The 20,026-nt window shown below is 60.1% G+C and carries 13 protein-coding genes; 8 read left to right on the forward strand and 5 right to left on the reverse strand.

The genetic code is table 11. The features are described from left to right. The first annotated feature begins 218 nt into the window (after positions 1-218). Positions 219-2,195 carry a fibronectin type III domain-containing protein gene (locus tag J3P94_RS09910; protein ID WP_434573005.1) on the forward strand — a complete coding sequence of 659 codons (1,977 nt, stop codon included), beginning with the start codon at positions 219-221 and terminating at the stop codon, positions 2,193-2,195. 181 nt (positions 2,196-2,376) lie between these two features. Here the strand turns inward: J3P94_RS09910 and acnA are convergent, their stop codons facing one another. Beyond that, positions 2,377-5,118: an aconitate hydratase AcnA gene (gene acnA, locus J3P94_RS09915; protein ID WP_434573007.1), complete on the reverse strand. Its 2,742-nt coding sequence runs from the start codon at positions 5,116-5,118 to the stop codon at positions 2,377-2,379. Positions 5,119-5,290: 172 nt separating this feature from the next. Between acnA and rlmM the strand changes: the two genes are divergently transcribed. Next, positions 5,291-6,364 (forward strand): 23S rRNA (cytidine(2498)-2'-O)-methyltransferase RlmM, encoded by a 1,074-nt coding sequence (rlmM, locus tag J3P94_RS09920; RefSeq protein ID WP_434573009.1) that lies wholly within the window; start codon positions 5,291-5,293, stop codon positions 6,362-6,364. Positions 6,365-6,562: 198 nt separating this feature from the next. After that, positions 6,563-6,814: a sulfurtransferase TusA gene (tusA, locus tag J3P94_RS09925; RefSeq protein ID WP_434573010.1), complete on the forward strand. Its 252-nt coding sequence runs from the start codon at positions 6,563-6,565 to the stop codon at positions 6,812-6,814. On the opposite strand, the gene J3P94_RS09930 is transcribed toward tusA, so the two are convergent. Next, entirely contained in the window at positions 6,811-8,148 is a 1,338-nt protein-coding gene (locus J3P94_RS09930) for an MATE family efflux transporter (RefSeq protein ID WP_434574149.1), read from the reverse strand. The genes tusA and J3P94_RS09930 overlap by 4 nt on opposite strands. Positions 8,149-8,497: 349 nt before the next feature. On the opposite strand from J3P94_RS09930, the gene pdxB reads away from it, so the two are divergent. Next, the gene (gene pdxB, locus J3P94_RS09935) at positions 8,498-9,640 is read left to right on the forward strand and encodes a 4-phosphoerythronate dehydrogenase PdxB (protein WP_434573012.1); all 1,143 of its coding nucleotides are present in this window, start codon (positions 8,498-8,500) and stop codon (positions 9,638-9,640) included. A gap of 163 nt (positions 9,641-9,803) precedes the next feature. Here the strand turns inward: pdxB and J3P94_RS09940 are convergent, their stop codons facing one another. Continuing rightward, on the reverse strand, positions 9,804-9,983 hold the full coding sequence (locus tag J3P94_RS09940) for a PA1571 family protein (RefSeq protein WP_123341965.1): 180 nt from the start codon (positions 9,981-9,983) through the stop codon (positions 9,804-9,806). Between the two features lie 250 nt (positions 9,984-10,233). Here J3P94_RS09940 and J3P94_RS09945 point away from each other — a divergent pair, with 250 nt between their 5' ends. Continuing rightward, complete coding sequence (locus J3P94_RS09945) at positions 10,234-12,012, forward strand: ABC transporter transmembrane domain-containing protein (RefSeq protein ID WP_434573014.1); 1,779 nt, start codon at positions 10,234-10,236, stop codon at positions 12,010-12,012. A 145-nt stretch (positions 12,013-12,157) separates the two neighbouring features. Here the strand turns inward: J3P94_RS09945 and J3P94_RS09950 are convergent, their stop codons facing one another. After that, positions 12,158-14,086, reverse strand: coding sequence for a transglycosylase SLT domain-containing protein (locus J3P94_RS09950; RefSeq protein WP_434573016.1), 1,929 nt, complete (start codon positions 14,084-14,086; stop codon positions 12,158-12,160). 213 nt (positions 14,087-14,299) lie between these two features. On the opposite strand from J3P94_RS09950, the gene J3P94_RS09955 reads away from it, so the two are divergent. Further along, positions 14,300-16,219: an ATP-binding cassette domain-containing protein gene (locus J3P94_RS09955; protein WP_305499986.1), complete on the forward strand. Its 1,920-nt coding sequence runs from the start codon at positions 14,300-14,302 to the stop codon at positions 16,217-16,219. Between the two features lie 168 nt (positions 16,220-16,387). On the opposite strand, the gene J3P94_RS09960 is transcribed toward J3P94_RS09955, so the two are convergent. Further along, entirely contained in the window at positions 16,388-16,828 is a 441-nt protein-coding gene (locus J3P94_RS09960) for a universal stress protein (RefSeq protein WP_305499988.1), read from the reverse strand. Positions 16,829-16,930: 102 nt separating this feature from the next. Between J3P94_RS09960 and J3P94_RS09965 the strand changes: the two genes are divergently transcribed. After that, positions 16,931-17,368 carry a hypothetical protein gene (locus tag J3P94_RS09965; protein WP_305499990.1) on the forward strand — a complete coding sequence of 146 codons (438 nt, stop codon included), beginning with the start codon at positions 16,931-16,933 and terminating at the stop codon, positions 17,366-17,368. 483 nt (positions 17,369-17,851) lie between these two features. Next, positions 17,852-19,999 carry a fatty acid oxidation complex subunit alpha FadB gene (gene fadB, locus J3P94_RS09970; RefSeq protein WP_434573018.1) on the forward strand — a complete coding sequence of 716 codons (2,148 nt, stop codon included), beginning with the start codon at positions 17,852-17,854 and terminating at the stop codon, positions 19,997-19,999. Positions 20,000-20,026: the final 27 nt, after the last annotated feature.

Raw genomic sequence — 20,026 nt, forward strand, 5'->3', positions numbered from 1 at the left:
TATCACAGTCTTGCCATATGGAGCTTCGTCGGCAGCATCCACAACTGTCAACTCTGACAGTTTCGATGCACGAGAAAAGCATGCTTACTTCAGCCAAGAGAGAACCATGCCGGCGCGGTGTTGCCAGTCAAGCATCGCCTGGATTTCCGGCAATGTCAGCTGGGACGGCAATGGACGCTTTTGCGCAATGGAAACTCCAAGCTCAGCGGAGATTAAATATGAACAGCACCGACGAAGCGGGTCCCTTTCTTCCACGCCACAGCGCTGAACGTGGGAGAGACGTACCGAAGATTCAGGAAACCATTGCGACATTGGTTGCAGACCCGACACAACCTCGTAACCTTCATAACCCAGGGAAAACTTATTGCGAGGCATGGTTAACGTGGGATCCTCCTGTCGATTCCTCGGATCTGCTTGGCTACGAAGTTAGCTGCCCAGGTCGGGAAACGGTCAATACTACGTTATGTGAATACATTGATAGGGGCCTGACACCAGAGGTTGAATACGTTTATCAAGTCACGCCATACAGAGGTGACGGCAATCCACCAGGGACCCCGCAGTCCATTCTTGTGGTGACCCACGATAGAGTGCCTCCTACCAAGCCGAGGGCGTTCAAGGCTAGTGGAGTGACACACAATAGTGCAGAACTCAGTTGGGGGGCATCAGAGAGCCACAGCGGCGAAATTTTTTACCTGATTTATCTCAATGGCGTCCTCAGAGCAGAGACCAAACAGCTGACTTACACAATTTCTTGTCTCAAGGATCTTGCTGTCTACCACGTTCGAATAGGGGCGGTTATCAAGACTGGAACAAAGCGTGCTTCCAGGTTCGCCTCTTTGGAATTTAAGACGTTGTTGCGTCCACCTATACTGAAATTCAGCCAACGTAACGGAGTCGGCAGGCTGGCGTGGGCTCCATACTACTGGAATTTTCCGTCGCATGAGGGGACCATAAACGGCCACGCCTTTAGTACAGGTCCGGGTCGTTTGAGTTTCAAGTTCAAACTGGCGGACGTAACCTCAGGCCCCGTCCCGTTGCATTTAGAGTTTTCGGTTCGTGCCAAGCTGGGTGATAATTATTCCGAAGCGAGTAATTTGGAAGCAGTGGTCGACGACATTCTTCCCCCGAATCAGCCCGGGATCCCAGTGTTGAGTAATATAACGGACACTTCGGCGACGCTGGCGTGGGCACCGTCGAGCGATAATAAAGGTGTAACTGGTTACAAGATACGCTGCAATCTGGTAACTAAGAACGTATCGCTCACGACAACAACATTCACCCAACTGAAACGCGGTGTCTGGTACCTCGCCACCGTGCGTGCGGAGGATGAGGCTGGAAACATCTCCGTTCCAAGTGAGGTTTGGTTCCAGACCACTGGGGTGGCGTCCAAGCCCCGCCCAACGCCGCCGATCGACATAGATATCGTTCACACGTCGTCAACTTCAGTTGAAATCAACTGGTCATTCGAGCATGCAGGAACCGGGGCTCTGGGTGTGGTCATCAAAGTTGATGACGAATATCTGGATCCGGTTCTGGAGCCTCACTATCAAAAGCAACTGGAAAATTTAGTTCCGGGGACTGAGTATTCAATCACGCTGATTACTCTAAATTGGTTAAATGGACAATTCTCCGAGCCCACTACTCTTACCTTTGAGCAGACGGACACTGCACCGCCGAGCGTTCCGGGCATGTTACGGATTATTTCTTCAACCCCCGATTCAGCTACGCTGGCCTGGGATGAATCAACGGACGATATCGGTATGTATGGATATGTCATCTACAACAATCATGAATATGTCGACAGTACAACGCTTGGTCAGTACACCGCCGTCGATCTGGTACCCGGTTTCCATTTATTTGAAGTCGTGGCCGTGGATGCTTTTGGTAATACCTCCGAGCCAGCATTAGTTGGCAAAATCATTGGTGGTCCTGAAGACGTCACTCCGCCCAGTGTGCCGCGCAACTTTCGTGTAACTTTTTCAACGCCTGCATTGGCCGTCCTGACGTGGGAGGAATCAACAGACGACGTCTGCATGTGGGGTTATGCCGTCTACCTCGACAAGGTGCTCCTCAATACTCAGCGCGGTACTTACCGGCAATACGGTCCTTTATCTGGCGTTCACCTATTTGAGGTTCGCGCCTTGGATATTTTTGGGAACGCCTCTGAGCCGGCATCGGTGGAAACCCGCAATTGAATTGGACTTCAGTTACCCGGAAGTTTTCAACCCGCGACTGAGCGAGCGAAAGTTGTGCCAAAGGTAATCTGGCCTGTTCGGTGAAGTCATAGCGGCAGTTGGGGCGACGGATTCCGTCGGTCGGATTCCAAGGAAGGCAGCTTTAAAACTTGGCTGCCTTCCGGATTTCGTCAGGAATCTTTCACGCTCCCAACATTTGCCTTAGGACAAAATGCAGGATCCCGCCAGCCTTGAAGTATTCCACTTCGTTCAAGGTGTCGATCCGGCACAACACTTCAATCCGCTCCTGGCTGCCATCCTCGCGGGTGATGACCACGGGCAGGTTCATGCGCGGCGTCAGCTCGGTATCGCTCAGCCCGAGGATATCAAGGGTCTCCCTGCCAGTGAGGTTCAGGCTCTTGCGATTCTGATCGAGCTTGAATTGCAGCGGCAGCACGCCCATGCCCACCAGGTTGGAGCGGTGGATGCGTTCGAAGCTTTCGGCAATCACGGCCTTTACGCCCAGCAGGTTGGTACCCTTGGCCGCCCAGTCCCGGCTCGAACCGGTGCCATATTCCTGCCCGGCAATGACCACCAGGGGCGTGCCGGTGGCCTGGTACAACATGGCCGCATCGTAGATCGACATTCTTTCGCCGTTGGGGATATAGATCGTATTGCCGCCTTCTTCGCCGCCGAGCATCTCGTTGCGGATACGGATGTTGGCGAAGGTGCCGCGCATCATCACCTGGTGATTGCCCCGTCGCGAACCGTAGGAGTTGAAGTCCCGCGGCTCCACGCCTTGTTCGCGCAGGTAACGGCCGGCAGGGCTGTCTGCCTTGATATTGCCAGCTGGCGAAATATGGTCGGTGGTCACCGAGTCCCCAAGCAGCGCGAGGACGCGTGCGCCCTCGACGTTCTTGACCGCCGGAGGAGGCCCGCCGATGTCGTCGAAGAATGGCGGATGCTGGATGTAGGTCGAGTCGTCCTGCCAGACATAAGTAGCCGCCTGCGGCACTTCGATGGCTTGCCACTGTTCGTCACCGGCGAACACGGCGGCGTATTCCTTGTGGAACATGCTGGTGTCGACCTGGGCCACGGCGTCGGCTACTTCCTTGCTGCTTGGCCAGATATCGCGCAGGTACACCGGATTGCCGTCTCGATCGTTGCCCAGCGGTTCGCTGCTGACATCGATGCGCACGGTGCCGGCCAAGGCGTAGGCGACCACCAATGGCGGCGAGGCCAGCCAGTTGGTTTTCACCAGCGGATGCACCCGGCCCTCGAAGTTGCGGTTACCCGACAGCACCGAAGCCACGGTCAGGTCGGCTTTCTGGATGGCTTTTTCGATGGGGTCGGGCAGAGGGCCGGAGTTGCCGATACAGGTCGTGCAGCCGTAGCCCACCAGGTCGAAGCCGAGTTTGTCGAGGTACTCGGTCAGCCCTGCGGCGTTGTAGTAGTCGGTCACCACCTTGGAGCCAGGCGCCAGGGAGCTCTTGACCCAGGGTTTGCGAGTCAGGCCTTTTTTCACGGCTTTTTTTGCCAACAGCCCGGCGGCCATCATCACGCTGGGGTTGGAGGTGTTGGTGCAAGAGGTGATGGCGGCAATCACCACCGCGCCGTTTTTCAGGCGATGGGTCTGGCCATCGAATTCGTACTCGGCTTCCCCTACCTGATCGGCATTGCCTACCGCAACGCCCCCGCCGCCTTCGCTTTCCAGGCGGCCCTCGTCCTTGCTGGTGGGTTTGATCTGCAGGCCGAGGAAATCACTGAAGGCTTGGCCGACATTCGGCAGCGAGACCCGGTCCTGGGGACGCTTGGGGCCAGCGAGACTGGCTTCGACGCTGCCCATGTCCAGTTCCAGCGTGTCGGTGAACACCGGTTCCTGGCCAGGCAGGCGCCACAGGCCCTGAGCCTTGCAATAGGCCTCCACCAGTTTCACGGTTTCCGCGGGGCGCCCGGACAGGCGCAAGTAGTCCAGCGTTACGTCGTCCACCGGGAAGAAACCGCACGTGGCGCCGTATTCCGGGGCCATGTTGGCGATGGTGGCGCGGTCGGCCAGGGGCAGGTCGGCGAGACCGTCGCCATAAAACTCGACGAATTTGCCCACCACACCCTTCTTGCGCAGCATCTGCGTGACGGTCAGTACCAGGTCGGTCGCGGTGATACCTTCGCGCAGCTTGCCGGTGAGCTTGAAGCCGACAACCTCGGGGATCAGCATCGATACCGGTTGGCCGAGCATCGCCGCTTCCGCCTCGATCCCGCCGACGCCCCAGCCGAGCACGCCGAGGCCGTTGATCATGGTGGTGTGAGAGTCGGTGCCGACCAGCGTGTCCGGGAAGGCGTAGGTGCGGCCGTCTTGCTCTTTGGTCCAGACCGTGCGACCGAGGTATTCCAGGTTCACCTGGTGGCAGATGCCGGTGCCCGGTGGCACCACGCTGAAGTTGTCGAAGGCACTCTGGCCCCAGCGCAGGAAGGCATAACGTTCGCCGTTGCGCTGCATTTCGATGTCGACGTTCTGCTCGAAGGCCTGGCGGCTGGCGAACTTGTCCACCATTACCGAGTGGTCGATCACCAGGTCGACCGGTGACAACGGGTTGATTCGCTGGGGATCGCCTCCGGCCTTTTCCACGGCGGCGCGCATGGCGGCCAGGTCGACCACGGCGGGCACGCCAGTAAAGTCCTGCATCAGCACCCGTGCCGGGCGATACTGGATTTCGCGGTCGGAGCGGCGCTCCTTGAGCCAACCGGCCAGGGCCTTGAGATCGGCGCCGGTGACGGTTTTTTCATCTTCCCAGCGCAGCAGGTTTTCCAGCAGCACCTTGAGGGACATCGGTAGTTTATCCAGATCACCGAGGCTTCGCGCGGCGTCCGGCAAGCTGAAATAGTGATAAGTCCTGGCGTCGACTTGCAATGTTTTAAGGGTTTTCAGGCTATCGAGGGACGGCATTGAAATCACTCCTTTGAGTCCGCACGGCTACGGACTGACGGAACGGACAGAGCCTTTAACCTAGCCCTGTTTTGAGCGTATGACTAATCACTGGACTCTATGGACAGGTTCGCGGTTCCGAACTCCGCTATCATGCGGCGGTTTTCGTGACAGGCTTTGCTACGGAGTTTCAATGAACACGCTTTTTATGCACTGCCGACCGGGCTTCGAAGGCGAGGTCTGTTCCGAGATCGCCGAACATGCCGCGCGGCTGAACGTGGCCGGCTACGCCAAGGCCAAGCCGGCCAGCGCGTGCGCCGAATTCGTCTGCACTGAAGAAGACGGCGCCGAGCGGCTGATGCGTGGACAGCGCTTTGCCGAGCTGATTTTCCCGCGCCAGTGGGCGCGCGGCTCGTTCATCGAGTTGCCGGAGACCGACCGCATCAGCGTCATCCTCGCCCATCTGGCGGCTTTCCCGACGTGCGGCAGCCTGTGGCTGGAAGTGGTCGATACCAACGACGGCAAGGAGCTGTCGAACTTCTGCAAGAAATTCGAAGGTCCGTTGCGCAAGGCCTTGAGTGGCGCCGGCAAGCTGGTGGACGATGCGCACAAGCCGCGCCTGCTGCTGACGTTCAAGAGTGGTCGCGAAGTGTTCCTTGGCCTGGCGGAAGCTGACAATTCGGCAATGTGGCCGATGGGTATTCCGCGGCTTAAATTCCCTCGGGAAGCGCCGAGCCGCTCGACCCTCAAGCTCGAAGAAGCCTGGCACCATTTCATTCCTCGTGACCAATGGGACGAGCGGCTGCACAGCGACATGACCGGCGTGGACCTCGGCGCCGCGCCGGGTGGCTGGACCTGGCAATTGGTCAACCGGGGCATGCTGGTGACGGCCATCGACAACGGTCCGATGGCTGAAAGCCTGATGGACACGGGCCTGGTGCAGCACTTGATGGCGGACGGCTTCACGTTCAAGCCCAAGCAGCCGGTGGACTGGATGGTCTGTGACATCGTCGAAAAACCCGCGCGCAATGCGGCGATGTTGGAAGAGTGGATTGGCGAGGGGCATTGCCGTGAAGCGGTGGTCAACTTGAAATTGCCGATGAAGCAGCGTTACGCCGAGGTGAAGCGTCTGCTCGAACGCATCGCCGAGGGTTTCAAGGCCCGGGGTATCAAGGTCGAGATTGGCTGCAAGCAGCTGTATCACGACCGTGAGGAAGTGACGTGCCATCTGCGGCGGCTGGATAGCAAGAAGCCGAAGTCTCGCTGAAAGTAAGAAGCGAGCTTTTGTGGCGAGGGAGCTTGCTCCCGCTGGATTGCGAAGCAACCCCAATGTCCTGCTGGGCTCCTAAAAGCGACGACTGCTTCGCAGTCGAGCGGGAGCAAGCTCCCTCGCCACAGGGTTGATGTAGATCTGTTAAGAACGCCGGCATTGCGCGACAATGCCGGCCAGTTTCAGGAGTAGAACATGAGTGAAATGAACGAAACGCCGGTCGACGGCACGCTGGACGCCACCGGCCTCAACTGCCCGGAGCCGGTGATGATGCTGCATCAGCATATCCGTGACCTGGCCCCCGGCGGACTGCTGAAAGTAATTGCCACCGACCCGTCGACGCGTCGTGATATCCCCAAGTTCTGCGTGTTTCTCGATCACGAACTGGTGAGCCAGGACGAAGTGGATGGCACTTATCGCTACTGGATCCGCAAGAAACCCGTCTAACCCGTCGAATGACTGATACGGATCCGCCGGTGCGCGCTGAACGCCAGGCGGATCGACAGCATCAATGCTGCGCAGCTCAGGCCGACGATCAGACCTTGCCACAAACCGCTCGGGCCGCTGGCCGCACCGAGCAAGTCGGTCAGGCCCAGCGCATAACCCACTGGCAAGCCGATCCCCCAGTAGGCCAGCAACGTCAGCAACATCGTCGCGCGGGTGTCCTGGTAACCACGCAACGCGCCCGCAGCCGTGACCTGGACGGCCTCGGAAAATTGGTACAACGCGGCGTATACGATCAGCATCGATGCCACTTCGATCACACGTGGGTTGGTGGTGTAGATCGCCGCAATGGGTTCGCGCCACCAGAATGTCAGGCTCGCCGACAGGCAGGCGATCACCATGGCCGTGCCGACGCCGACCCCGGCGGCAAAGCGCGCTTGGCGAGGCTGGCGGCGCCCCAGGGCTTGGCCGACCCGCACCGTCACGGCCATGCCCAGGGAATAAGGGATCATGAAAACCAGGGAGCTGTAGTTCAGGGCGATCTGGTGCCCGGCCACCACGGTAGCGCCGAGGCTGCCGATCAGCAGGGCGATCACGGCGAAAATACTCGTTTCGGCAAATATAGCGATACCGATCGGCAGGCCGATACGCAGCAAACGCTTGATGACGGTCCATTGCGGCCAGTCAAAACGGCTGAACAACCGGCTCGATTGATACGCTGGCGCCCAGCGTGCCCAGCCGGCCATGCCGAAGGCCATGAACCACATCACGACGGCCGTGGCCCAGCCGCACCCGGCGCCCCCCATGGGAGGGACGCCCAGGTGCCCGTAGACGAAGATGTAGTTTAGCGGGATGTTCAGCGCCAGCCCGCAAAGCCCCAGTACCATCGAGGGGCGCGTTCGACCCAGGCCATCGCTGAAACAGCGCAGCACATGGCATAGCGCCGCGGCGGGGAGTCCCATGGCGATGCCTCGCAGGTAGTCCATGCACAGGGCGGTGAGCTCGGGGTCGACTTTCAGGGCTTGCAGGACCGGTTCGGCATTGAGCAGCGTCACGGTCGCGACCAGGCCCACCATCAGCGCCAGCCACAATGCCTGACGCACCAATGGACCGATCTGTTCAAACGTACCGGCACCGAAACGCTGGGCCACCTTCGGCGTGGTAGCCAACAGCGTGCCGGTCATCAACAGGAATACCGGAACCCAGATCGAGTTGCCCAGCGCCACCGCCGCGAGATCCCGCGGCCCGACCCGGCCGGCCATCACCGCGTCGACAAAGCCCATGGCAGTGGTCGCCAATTGCGCCACCATGATCGGCAGGGCCAGGGCCAGCAACATCTTGAGCTCCAGGCGCACCCGGGCCGGGCGGGAGAGAGTGATGGGGGGGGCGATCACAGGATTCACAGGGCAGGCATCCCAAAATATTAAGCGCAAGGCGGCGAATTCTATGCCTTGACGCATCGGTCAGGAAAAAAACTGTGTTGGGGATTTGTAATCGGGCAGTACGGCAGCTTTCGTGGCGAGGGAGCTTGCTCCCGTTCGGCTGCGCAGCAGTCGCTGGCATTTTGGGCCCGCTTCGCAGGCCAGCGGGAGCAAGCTCCCTCGCCACAATGGTATTGCTCGCTCCTGGTAATGCGCGAAGCAACCGGAACGCCTACACTGCCCACCCCGCCAATGGAGCTTTGCCATGCTGATCGTTGCCGACGAAAACATTCCCCTGCTCGATGCGTTTTTTCAAGGTTTTGGTGAAATCCGCCGAGTGCCGGGGCGGGGCATCGACCGGGCGCTGGTCGAGCAGGCTGACGTGCTGTTGGTGCGTTCGGTCAGCCAGGTCAATCGGGCGTTGCTGGAAGGCAGCAAGGTGCGTTTTGTCGGCACCTGCACCATCGGCACCGATCACCTGGACCTGGAATATTTCGCCGAAGTCGGCATCCGCTGGGCCAGCGCCCCGGGTTGTAACGCCCGTGGTGTGGTGGACTATGTGCTGGGCAGTCTCATGACCCTGGCGGAAATCGAAGGCGCAGATCTTGCGCAGCGCACCTTTGGCGTCGTCGGCGCGGGGCAGGTGGGCGGGCGATTGATCAAGGTACTCAAAGACCTGGGCTGGGTCGTTAAAGTCTGTGATCCGCCGCGTCAGGCTGCCGAAGGCGGCGATTACCTGAGCCTGGAGCAGATTATCGAGCAGTGCGATGTGATCAGCCTGCACACGCCCCTGACCCGCGATGGCGAGCAACCGACATGGCACCTTTTCGACGAGCAACGATTGAACAACCTCAAGCCGGGGACCTGGTTGATCAACGCCGCGCGCGGCCCGGTCATCGACAACACGGCGCTGCGTGAAGTGCTGCTGGAGCGTGAGGATCTGCAAGCAGTGCTGGACGTCTGGGAGCATGAGCCGACAGTCGACGTCGATCTGGCCGACCTCTGTGTGATCGCCACTCCGCACATCGCCGGCTATAGCCTTGACGGTCGCCAGCGTGGCACGGCGCAGATTTATGAAGCCTTGTGCGGATTCTTGCAGCGGCCGGTGGAAGTCAGCCTGGCCGAGCTGTTGCCACGGCCGTGGCTCGCCGGCCTCACGCTGGATGCCGCCACCGACCCGGCCTGGGCCCTGGCGGCGTTGTGCCGGAGCGTGTACGACCCGCGCCGTGACGATGCAGACTTTCGCCGCAGCCTGATCGGCACCGACAGCGAGCAACGTAGCGCCTTTGATGCCTTGCGCAAGCACTATCCGCCACGCCGGGAAATCGACAGCTTGAAGGTGCGTATCGAAGGGCAATCGCCGACGTTGGAAAATATCGTGGCAGCCCTGGGCGCCGCCATTGCTTGAGCGTAGAGCGCCTTGTGGCGAGGGAGCTTGCTCCCGCTCGGCTGCGAAGCAGTCGCCGACTGCAACTGTCCAGCGGGAGCAAGCTCCTTCACCCCGTAAGCCGGCAAATCAAAGGCATAAAAAACCCGACATCAAGGTCGGGTTCAGTTGAAGACGGGCTGTATCACTTTTGTTCGGCAGGTTTGACCAGTCGTTTTTCCAGTTCGCTGCAGGCTTTCTGGATCATGTCTTCGGTGATCGGTACTTCGCGCCCTTGGGCATCGATGAACGAGCAGCCCAGGGACTGGTCCGGTTGCGTGCGGATCACTTGAATCTTGTCTTCGCTGCTGTGTTGCAAGGACATGGCCTGTCTCCTCATCAGGTTGCGTGCCTATAGTAATGTCGCCAGGTGACCGAGCCATGACACTCCTTGAAGGTTCACGGCGACAGCTCCACTCAACCAGAAACGCCGACGCATTTCCAGCCAGACTTTAGACCGATAACATCTAGAGCCTGATCTTGGCGGTCATATCTAACCTGACTCATCCTGATTCAAATTGGTTCCGCTGCGTTTCGGTGCTCGTGACCGACTCCTTTTCCCGTTGCATTATCGGATGCCCTCGATGCTTTCTTCCCGACAACGCCGTGCCATACGCCTGGCCAGCGGCTTCATCGCTCCTTACCGCAAGCAGGTCGTTGGCGCTTTGCTGGCCCTGATCGTCACCGCCGGCATTACCTTGTCCATGGGGCAGGGTATCCGGTTGCTGGTGGATCAGGGTTTCATGACGCGCTCGCCACATCTGCTCAATCAATCGATCGGGTTGTTCATGGTCCTGGTGGCGGGGTTGGCGGTCGGTACGTTTGCCCGTTTCTACCTGGTGTCGTGGATTGGCGAGCGGGTGGTGGCCGATATCCGCCGACAGGTTTTCAACCACCTGGTGTATCTGCATCCCGGGTTCTACGAAAACAACCGCAGTTCGGAAATCCAGTCACGCCTGACCGCCGACACCACGCTGCTGCAATCGGTGATCGGTTCGTCGTTGTCACTGTTTCTGCGCAACGCGCTGATGGTGGTCGGAGGCATCGTGCTGCTGTTCGTCACCAATCCCAAGCTCACCAGCATCGTCGTGGTTGCGTTGCCGCTGGTGCTGGCGCCGATCCTGGTCTTTGGCCGGCGAGTGCGCAGCCTGTCCCGCGAAAGCCAGGACCGCATCGCCGATGTCGGCAGTTACGTTTCCGAAACCCTCGGCCAGATCAAGACGGTGCAGGCCTATAACCACCAGGTCCAGGACGAGCATCGTTTCGCTGCTACCGTGGAGCAGGCCTTCGACACTGCCCGCAAGCGCATCGCCCAGCGCGCCTGGTTGATTACCCTGGTGATCGTTCTGGTACTGGGTGCGGTGGGCGTAATGCTCTGGGTCGGTGGCATGGACGTGATCGCCGGGCGCATTTCCGGCGGTGAGCTGGCGGCATTCGTGTTCTACAGCCTGATTGTCGGGAGCGCTTTCGGTACGCTCAGCGAAGTGATCGGCGAGCTGCAGCGGGCGGCTGGCGCCGCTGAGCGAATTGCCGAGTTGCTGCGTTCGCAGAACATCATCCAGCCGCCGGCGACGGGCCTTGTCACGTTGCCGCAGCGGGTCAGGGGCGACCTGCGCCTTGAAGGTGTACGGTTTTCCTACCCGTCGCGGCCGGAAAGCTACGCGCTCGATGGCCTGAACCTGAGCGTCAACGCTGGCGAAACCGTCGCGCTGGTCGGTCCGTCCGGGGCGGGCAAATCCACCGTGTACGACCTCCTGCTGCGGTTCTACGATCCAGTGCAGGGGCAGATATTGCTCGATGGTGTGCCGCTGACCTTGCTTGACCCGTTGGACCTGCGTCGTCACTTCGCCCTGGTCTCACAGAGCCCAGCACTGTTTTTCGGCACGGTGGAAGAAAATATTCGCTACGGCAATCCGCAAGCCACCGACGAACAGGTGCGCGAAGCGGCGCGGATCGCTCACGCCCATGACTTCATCGAGAAAATGCCGGATGGCTACCAGACCCATCTGGGTGATGGCGGCCTGGGTTTGTCTGGTGGCCAGCGCCAACGCCTGGCCATCGCCCGGGCGTTGCTGGTGGATGCGCCGATCCTGCTGCTGGACGAGGCCACCAGTGCCCTGGACGCGCAAAGCGAGCACCTGATCCAGCAAGCCCTGCCCAGCCTGATGAAAAACCGCACCACCCTGGTCATCGCCCACCGTTTGGCCACGGTAAAAAACGCCGATCGGATCGCGGTGATGGATCAGGGCCAGGTAGTTGCCGTAGGCACTCACCAGGAGCTGGTAGCCAGCAATGCGCTGTATGCGCGGTTGGCGGCGTTGCAGTTCAGTCAGCATGACTCGTCTGAAAGATAGCAACGAGCCGAAATCCAGTGTGGGAAACCGATGTGAGAGCGAGCCAGCTCGCGAAGGCGATAAGCCAGCAACATTGATGTTGACTGTCACACCGCTTTCGCGAGCAGGCTCGCTCCCACAGGTTCTCTATCAGGATTTTTGGTGATTACTGGTCGTCAAAATAGCGCTCGTGCCAGTCCACCAACGGCTGTGGCGAGTTGAGTTTCTGGCCGTAGATCACCGAGTATGACAGCACGTTCTGTACGTATTGGCGGGTTTCGTCGAAAGGGATGCTTTCGACCCAGACGTCGAAGCTCAGGTGGTCAGCGCCACGCAGCCATTGACGCACACGGCCGGGGCCGGCGTTATACGCGGCGGAGGCGAGGACCCGGTTGCCGTTGAATTGGCTGTGCACCTGGCTCAGGTAAGCCGCGCCGAGCTGGATGTTCTTGTCCGGGTTGAACACTTGCTGGGGCGATGCCAGGGGAATGTTGAACTTGCGGGCAGTTTCCTTGGCGGTGCCTGGCATCAATTGCATCAGGCCGCTGGCACCGACGCTGGAGCGGGCATCGTCCATGAATGCGCTTTCCTGGCGGGTGATGGCGAACGCCCAGCTTGGATGCAGGCCACGGATCTTCGCTTCGCGCACCAGGGTGTCGCGGTGGGCCATCGGGAAGCGGATATCCAGGTCGTCCCAGTATTTGGCCTGGCTGATGGTGCGGATGGCTGGGAAGTACCATTTCAGGTCATAGGCCAGTTTCGCCTGGGCAACCATTTCGTCCCGGCTGAAATGACGGCTGACGTGATACCACTCGCGGCGGCCATCGACGATCTGTCCGCGCGCATGAAATTCCAGCGCGCGGCGCACGCCCGGGGTGTTGCGCACCTTGTTGATCAGCGCCTGGCTCATCACCAGCGGTTTGTTGTTGAGCGAATAGGGTGACTGGGACCGGTCGGCCGCCAGGAAGCCGTAGAAGTCACGCTCCCGGGCCAGTTGCTTGTAGAGCGTCACCGCTTGCGGATTCTGCGGTTGCGCCAGTTCCAGGCTGCGGGCCTGCCAGTAACGCCAGCGGTTGGTGGTGGCGAGCGACTCGGGTAGGCGGCGGGTCAACTGATAGGCATCTTCCCAGCGGGCCAGGCGCAGCAGCAGGCGCAAACGCCATTCCGAGACAGTGTCATCGCGCAGCTCCGGGTCGTATTTGGTCATCACGTCGAGGGCGCGGCTGTCGAAGCGTTTGGCCAGGGTCAGACCGATTTCCCGGGCGATTGCCACTTTCTCGTCTCGAGAGAAATGCATGGTGCTGGCATACCCGTCCAGCAACGCCATGGCTTTTTCCGGGTCCTGGCGTGCCAGGCGGCGCAAGCCGAGGCTCACGACATCGGACATCGGTTCATCGGCGGGCGCGAAGCGCGAAGGCTGGTTGAGCAGTTCGGGCTTCTGCGCCACGTCGATCAACAGACTGCCGCGAGGCGCCAGGGTGGTCAGGCCGCTCACCAGGCTGTTGGCCAGCGGATAGTTACGCGCCTGGGCGGCGAGCTTGGCGCGCTCCCAGCGTTTCTGTTCAGTCAGTTGGCCTTGGGCCGCCCACATGCCGAACAGCGCATCGCAGGCCGCCGGCTGGGATTTGCCGGTAAGCCAGAGTTTCTCGGCGTTGGCGTAGCCTTCGGCCTTGAGGCCATGGCTCAGTTGATATTGAGCATTGAGGCAATCGAGTTCCGTGAAGTTGAGCTTGGGGTCGTAATACTTGACGAAGGTCGCCCAGTCGCCACGCTCGGCCAGCCAACGCAACCAGCGCAGCTTCATCCAGTTGGCCTGGGGCAGGTCGCCATGTTCGGCGAGGAATTTCTCGATCTCGGCATTGCTCGCGCTTTTCAGGCGAGCGGTCAATTCATCGTAGGCGAGGTAGGGCTCCAGCGGATAATCGCGCAGGGCCTGGCTGTAGCGCAAATAGGGGCCGGAATCACCTTTGGCCAGGGCGCGCTTGGCCTCATCGTAATACTGGCGCTGGGTGGAAATATCCACCGCCTGGGCGGTCTGAACGGCAGTGGCACACACAAACAAACAAGATAAGACACTGAAAAGGCGACTGCGCATGATACGTCCGGGCAGAAAAAACAAGACAAGCCCGGGGGGAAGCCCGGGGTAACTGTCTGTAGCTTAGCCTTTTGCCAGCAACCGGCGAAAGCTTTGCAGGGCCGTTCGCGCAAGTTCGCAACAATTGTTGTGCAGAGTGCTTCGGAGGCGAAATTGGCGGACCTTTGAGGCCTCTTCTCAGGTAGAATGCGCGCCCGGTTTTTGGAGAAGCTCATGACCCTGCTCAAATTCAGCGATGTGTCCCTTGCTTTCGGCGCGATGCCGTTGTTGGACAAGGTGTCCTGGCAGATCGCCCGTGGAGAGCGGGTGTGCATCATCGGCCGCAACGGCACTGGCAAGTCCAGCATGATGAAGCTGGTCAAGGGCGACCAGAAGCCCGACGACGGCTCGGTCTGGCGCGCGCCAGGCCTGAAGATCGGCGAATTGCCCCAGGAACTGCCGGTAGCCGACGAGCGGACGGTATTCGATGTGGTCGCCGAAGGCCTGGACGGTGTCGGCGCGCTGTTGGCCGAATATCATCACCTGAGCCAGAACATCGTCACCGATGCCGACCTGGACAAGCTGATGCATGTCCAGCACGACCTCGAAGCCCGTGACGGTTGGCGCCTGCAGCAATTGGTCGACAGCACGCTGAGCCGCTTGCAACTGCCGGCCGACAAGACCCTGGCCGAGCTGTCCGGTGGCTGGCGTCGCCGCGTCCTGCTGGCCCAGGCCCTGGTGTCCGAACCCGACCTGCTGCTGCTCGACGAGCCGACCAACCACCTCGACATCGGCGCCATCGCCTGGCTTGAAGAGGCCCTCAAGGATTTCCAGGGCGCGGTGCTGTTCATCACTCACGACCGTTCTTTCCTGCAGAACCTGGCGACCCGCATCCTCGAACTGGATCGCGGCGGCTTGATCGACTGGAACGGCGACTACGCCAGTTTCCTGGTTCACAAGGAAGCAGTGCTAGCGGCGGAAGAAACCGCCAACGCGCTGTTCGACAAGCGCCTGGCCCAGGAAGAAGTCTGGATCCGCCAGGGCATCAAGGCCCGACGTACCCGTAACGAAGGTCGCGTACGCGCCCTCAAGGCCTTGCGCGTTGAGCGTAGCGAGCGACGCGAGCGCACCGGCAAGGCGAATATCCAGCTGGAAACCGCCGACAAGTCGGGCAAGCAGGTCATGGTGCTGGAGAACGTCAGCTTCGCCCACCCGGGTGGCCCGTTCCTGGTCAAGGACTTCTCCATGGTTCTGCAGCGCGGCGATCGGATCGGCCTGCTGGGCGCCAACGGTACCGGCAAGACGACCTTGCTCAAGCTGATGCTTGGCGGTCTGGTGCCGACCAGCGGCAAGGTGGAAGAGGGGACAAAAATCGATGTCGCCTATTTCGACCAGTTGCGCCACCAGTTGGATCTGGAAAAAACCGTGATCGACAACGTGGCCGAAGGTCGCGACTTCATCGATATCGACGGCCAGAGCCGCCACGTGTTGAGTTACCTCGGCGATTTCCTGTTCAGCCCGCAGCGCGCCCGTACCCCGGTGAAGGCGTTGTCGGGTGGCGAGCGCGCTCGTCTGTTGCTGGCCAAGCTGTTCAGCAAGCCGGCGAACCTGCTGGTGCTCGACGAGCCGACCAACGACCTGGACGTGGAAACCCTCGAACTGCTGGAAGAGGTGTTGCTGACCTTTAACGGCACCGTGCTGATGGTCAGCCACGACCGGGCCTTCCTCGACAACGTGGTTACCAGCACCCTGGTTTTCGAAGGCGAAGGGCTGGTTCGCGAGTACGTCGGAGGTTACCAGGACTGGCTGCGCCAGGGAGGCTCGCCACGTCTCCTGGGGGTGACCGAGAGCAAATCCGGCAAGGCCGACCTGAATTCGGCGGTCGTCAAGGCTGAGCCGGCTCCGGTTGCCGCCACTGCCGCGCCTGCCCCTGCGAAAAAGAAGCTCAGCTACAAACTGCAGCGTGAGCTGGAGGCATTGCCTGGCGATATCGAGGCGAAGGAGCAGCAGATTGCAGCGGTGGAGGCCGAGATGGCTGACGCCGGTTTCTACCAGCGACCCGCGGCCGAAACCGCCAAGGTGATTGCCCACCTGGAGCAGTTGCAGGCCGAGCTGGATGCGCTGGTCGAGCGCTGGGCTGAGCTGGACGCCTGATCCGTTGACGTAAAAAATCCCGGCACTCAGCGATGAGTACCGGGATTTTTGTTCGAAACGCTTGCCCTTGTGGGAGCGAGCCTGCTCGCGAAAGCGGTGTATCAGGCGACTTGAACGTCGGCTGTCATGGCGCTTTCGCGAGCAGGCTCGCTCCCTCCGGTTTGCCGTTTACGAGCGCTTGACCAGGTGCACCGCCAGCACGTCGCATGGCGCGCCATGCAATACGTCGTTGGCAGTGGAGCCCAGCAGCAGCGCCAGGCCGTGGCGGCCATGGCTGCCTACAACGATCAGGTCGCAGCCCTGCTCCTTGGCCAGGTGATGAATCTCCTGGCGCGGCTGGCCGTAGGTCAGGTGGCTGTTTTCCTTTTTTAATGCCGGGTATTTCACGATCAGTCGATCAAGGCGTTCCTTGGCCTGGTCAAATTGCTGCTGCTGCAACTGGGAAAGGTCCATTGGGACGTCGCCGCCGAAGGCCATGGCCATCGGCTCGACGATATGCACCAGCGACAGTTTGTTGTCCCGGCCTTCGCAGAGAGCGAGGGCTCGCTTGACGACAGGATCGCATTCTTCAGTAAGGTCGACGGCGACCAGGACGTGTTCGTAGTACATGAAAAGCACTCCAGAGAATGGCGATACGGTAAGTATGGCTGGTTTCAAGCGCATTGACGGCGATGCGGGTCAACGGGCTCATCAGAATTCGGGAGTACAGATATGACGGTCTGGATAGTGGTGTCAATCCTGCTGGTGGTATTGAGCCCCTTGGCATGGTTGCGGCCATCGCGTGTTCAGAGCGGTCGCATGGCCCTGCGCATGGAGGCGCGACGCCTCGGCCTGGCCATGCAACTGGCTTCCCAGGAGTGGCCCCACTGGCTCAGTCAGCCGCCGCCCAACCCTTGCGCTCAGTACCACCGGCCCCGACGTGGCAAGCAGCCGGCCCTCTGGAGCTACTGGCAGAGCGCCCCTGGCGTGTGGGTCAATCAGTGGCGCGAGCCCTGTCTGGACGAGTCGCTGCTGGCGCATTTCCACAAGCTGCCCGCCAACGTTTACAAAATCGAAGCCGACAAGCAGATGATCACCTTGTACTGGGGCGAAAAGGGCGAGGCGAGTGTTTTGCAGGATATATCCGCAGTGCTCAACGCATTGGCTTGACGCATAAAAAAGCCCGACAGATTCATCGGGCGGGTTGGCCAGGCAGGCCGGTAAACCATCTCCTCGGGGCGTTCATTCGAACGTCCTTTCTTCATTTAACCCAAACTTCTTGCCACCAGCTTAGCCGGTTGAATACGGCGCGCTCGGAATTAGGGCGACTTTTCTAATTATTGATTCTATGAATGGCTGCCCATGCGGCGTCGTGTTGCGGATCCGCAGGGTACGGAAATGACCGTAAAGTCGCGTTCAAGCGCTTGTTTAGGGCGATTGACAATTGTCGGAAATTCCGTGAAGGTGACGTACCCAAATCAAACGGGCGTATGAATTGAGCGTTTGTATTTCAGAACGTTCCTACAGAACCCGACGATCGCGTTGGCGGGTGTGCCTGGCGGATTGGCGTAGCATCGACGGTAATGTCCATGCCGAACCAGCGGTCAGCGTTCAACGTGTACTGTTCAGCTTCCATATCGTGGAGATCAGTTGATGATTTACGAAGGTAAAGCCATCACGGTTAAGGCTCTTGAAAGTGGCATTGTCGAACTGAAGTTCGATCTCAAGGGTGAGTCCGTCAACAAGTTCAACCGTCTAACCCTGAACGAACTGCGTCAGGCCGTGGACACTATCAAGGCGGATGCTTCGATCAAGGGTGTGATCGTCAGCAGCGGCAAGGACGTGTTCATCGTCGGCGCCGACATCACCGAATTCGTCGACAACTTCAAGCTGCCCGATGCCGAACTGATCGCAGGCAACCTCGAAGCGAACCGTATCTTCAGCGATTTCGAAGACCTTGGCGTGCCAACGGTTGCGGCCATCAACGGCATCGCCCTGGGTGGCGGCCTGGAAATGTGCCTGGCGGCCGATTACCGTGTCATGTCCACCTCCGCCAAGATCGGCCTGCCGGAAGTCAAGCTGGGCATCTACCCGGGCTTCGGCGGTACCGTGCGCCTGCCGCGCCTGATCGGTGCCGACAATGCCATCGAGTGGATTGCCGCTGGCAAGGAAAACCGTGCCGAAGACGCGCTGAAAGTCGGCGCCGTGGATGCCGTGGTCGAACCTGGCAAGCTCCAGGAAGCGGCCCTTGAGACGATCAAGCGCGCCATCAGCGGCGAGTTCGACTACAAGGCCAAGCGCCAGCCGAAGCTGGAAAAGCTCAAGCTCAACGCCATCGAACAAATGATGGCCTTCGAAACCGCCAAGGGCTTCGTCGCCGGTCAGGCTGGCCCGAACTACCCGGCGCCGGTCGAAGCCATCAAGACCATCCAGAAAGCCGCGAATTTCGGTCGCGACAAGGCCCTGGAAATCGAGGCCGCCGGTTTCGTCAAGCTGGCCAAGACCTCGGCTGCGCAAAGCCTGATCGGCCTGTTCCTCAACGATCAGGAGCTGAAGAAAAAGGCCAAGGCCTACGACGAAATCGCTCGCGACGTGAAGCAGGCGGCTGTGTTGGGTGCTGGCATCATGGGCGGTGGTATCGCCTACCAGTCGGCGTCCAAGGGCACGCCGATCCTGATGAAAGACATCAACGAACATGGCATCGAACAAGGCCTGGCCGAAGCTGCCAAGCTGCTGGTCGGCCGTGTCGACAAAGGTCGCATGACCGCCGCGAAGATGGCCGAAGTGCTCAACGGCATTCGCCCGACGCTGTCCTATGGCGATTTCGGCCATGTCGACCTGGTGGTCGAAGCCGTTGTCGAGAATCCGAAGGTCAAGCAGGCGGTACTGGCTGAAGTCGAAGACAAGGTCAAGGAAGATACGATCCTTGCCTCCAACACCTCGACCATTTCCATCTCGCTGCTGGCCAAGGCCCTCAAGCGTCCGGAAAACTTCGTCGGCATGCACTTCTTCAACCCGGTGCACATGATGCCGTTGGTGGAAGTCATCCGTGGCGAGAAGTCCAGTGAGCAGGCGATCGCCACCACCGTGGCCTACGCGAAAAAAATGGGCAAGAACCCGATCGTGGTCAACGACTGCCCGGGCTTTCTGGTCAACCGCGTGCTGTTCCCGTATTTCGGCGGTTTCGCCAAGCTGGTCAGCGCCGGCGTGGACTTCGTGCGCATCGACAAGATCATGGAAAAATTCGGCTGGCCGATGGGCCCGGCATACCTGATGGACGTGGTTGGCATCGACACCGGCCACCACGGTCGCGATGTCATGGCCGAAGGCTTCCCGGATCGTATGAAAGACGATCGCCGTTCGGCTGTCGACGTGCTCTACGAAGCCAAGCGCCTTGGCCAGAAGAACGGCAAGGGCTTCTACGCCTACGAGACCGACAAACGCGGCAAGCAGAAGAAAGTCGCCGATTCGTCGGTGCTGGAAGTGCTCAAGCCGATCGTCTACGAGCAACGCGAAGTCACCGACGAGGACATCATCAACTGGATGATGATCCCGCTGTGCCTGGAAACCGTGCGTTGCCTGGAAGACGGCATTGTCGAAACCGCCGCCGAAGCCGACATGGGTCTGGTCTACGGTATCGGTTTCCCTCCATTCCGTGGCGGTGCGCTGCGCTACATCGATTCGATCGGTGTCGCCGAGTTCGTTGCCCTGGCTGACCAGTACGCTGATCTGGGCGCGCTGTACCACCCGACCGCGAAGCTGCGTGAAATGGCCAAGAACGGCCAGCGTTTCTTCGGTTAAGCGCCCAACGACTAGAGCGAGAGAACA

This window comes from Pseudomonas sp. Z3-8 (genome assembly GCF_051131975.1).
In the GTDB taxonomy this organism is placed as follows: domain Bacteria; phylum Pseudomonadota; class Gammaproteobacteria; order Pseudomonadales; family Pseudomonadaceae; genus Aquipseudomonas.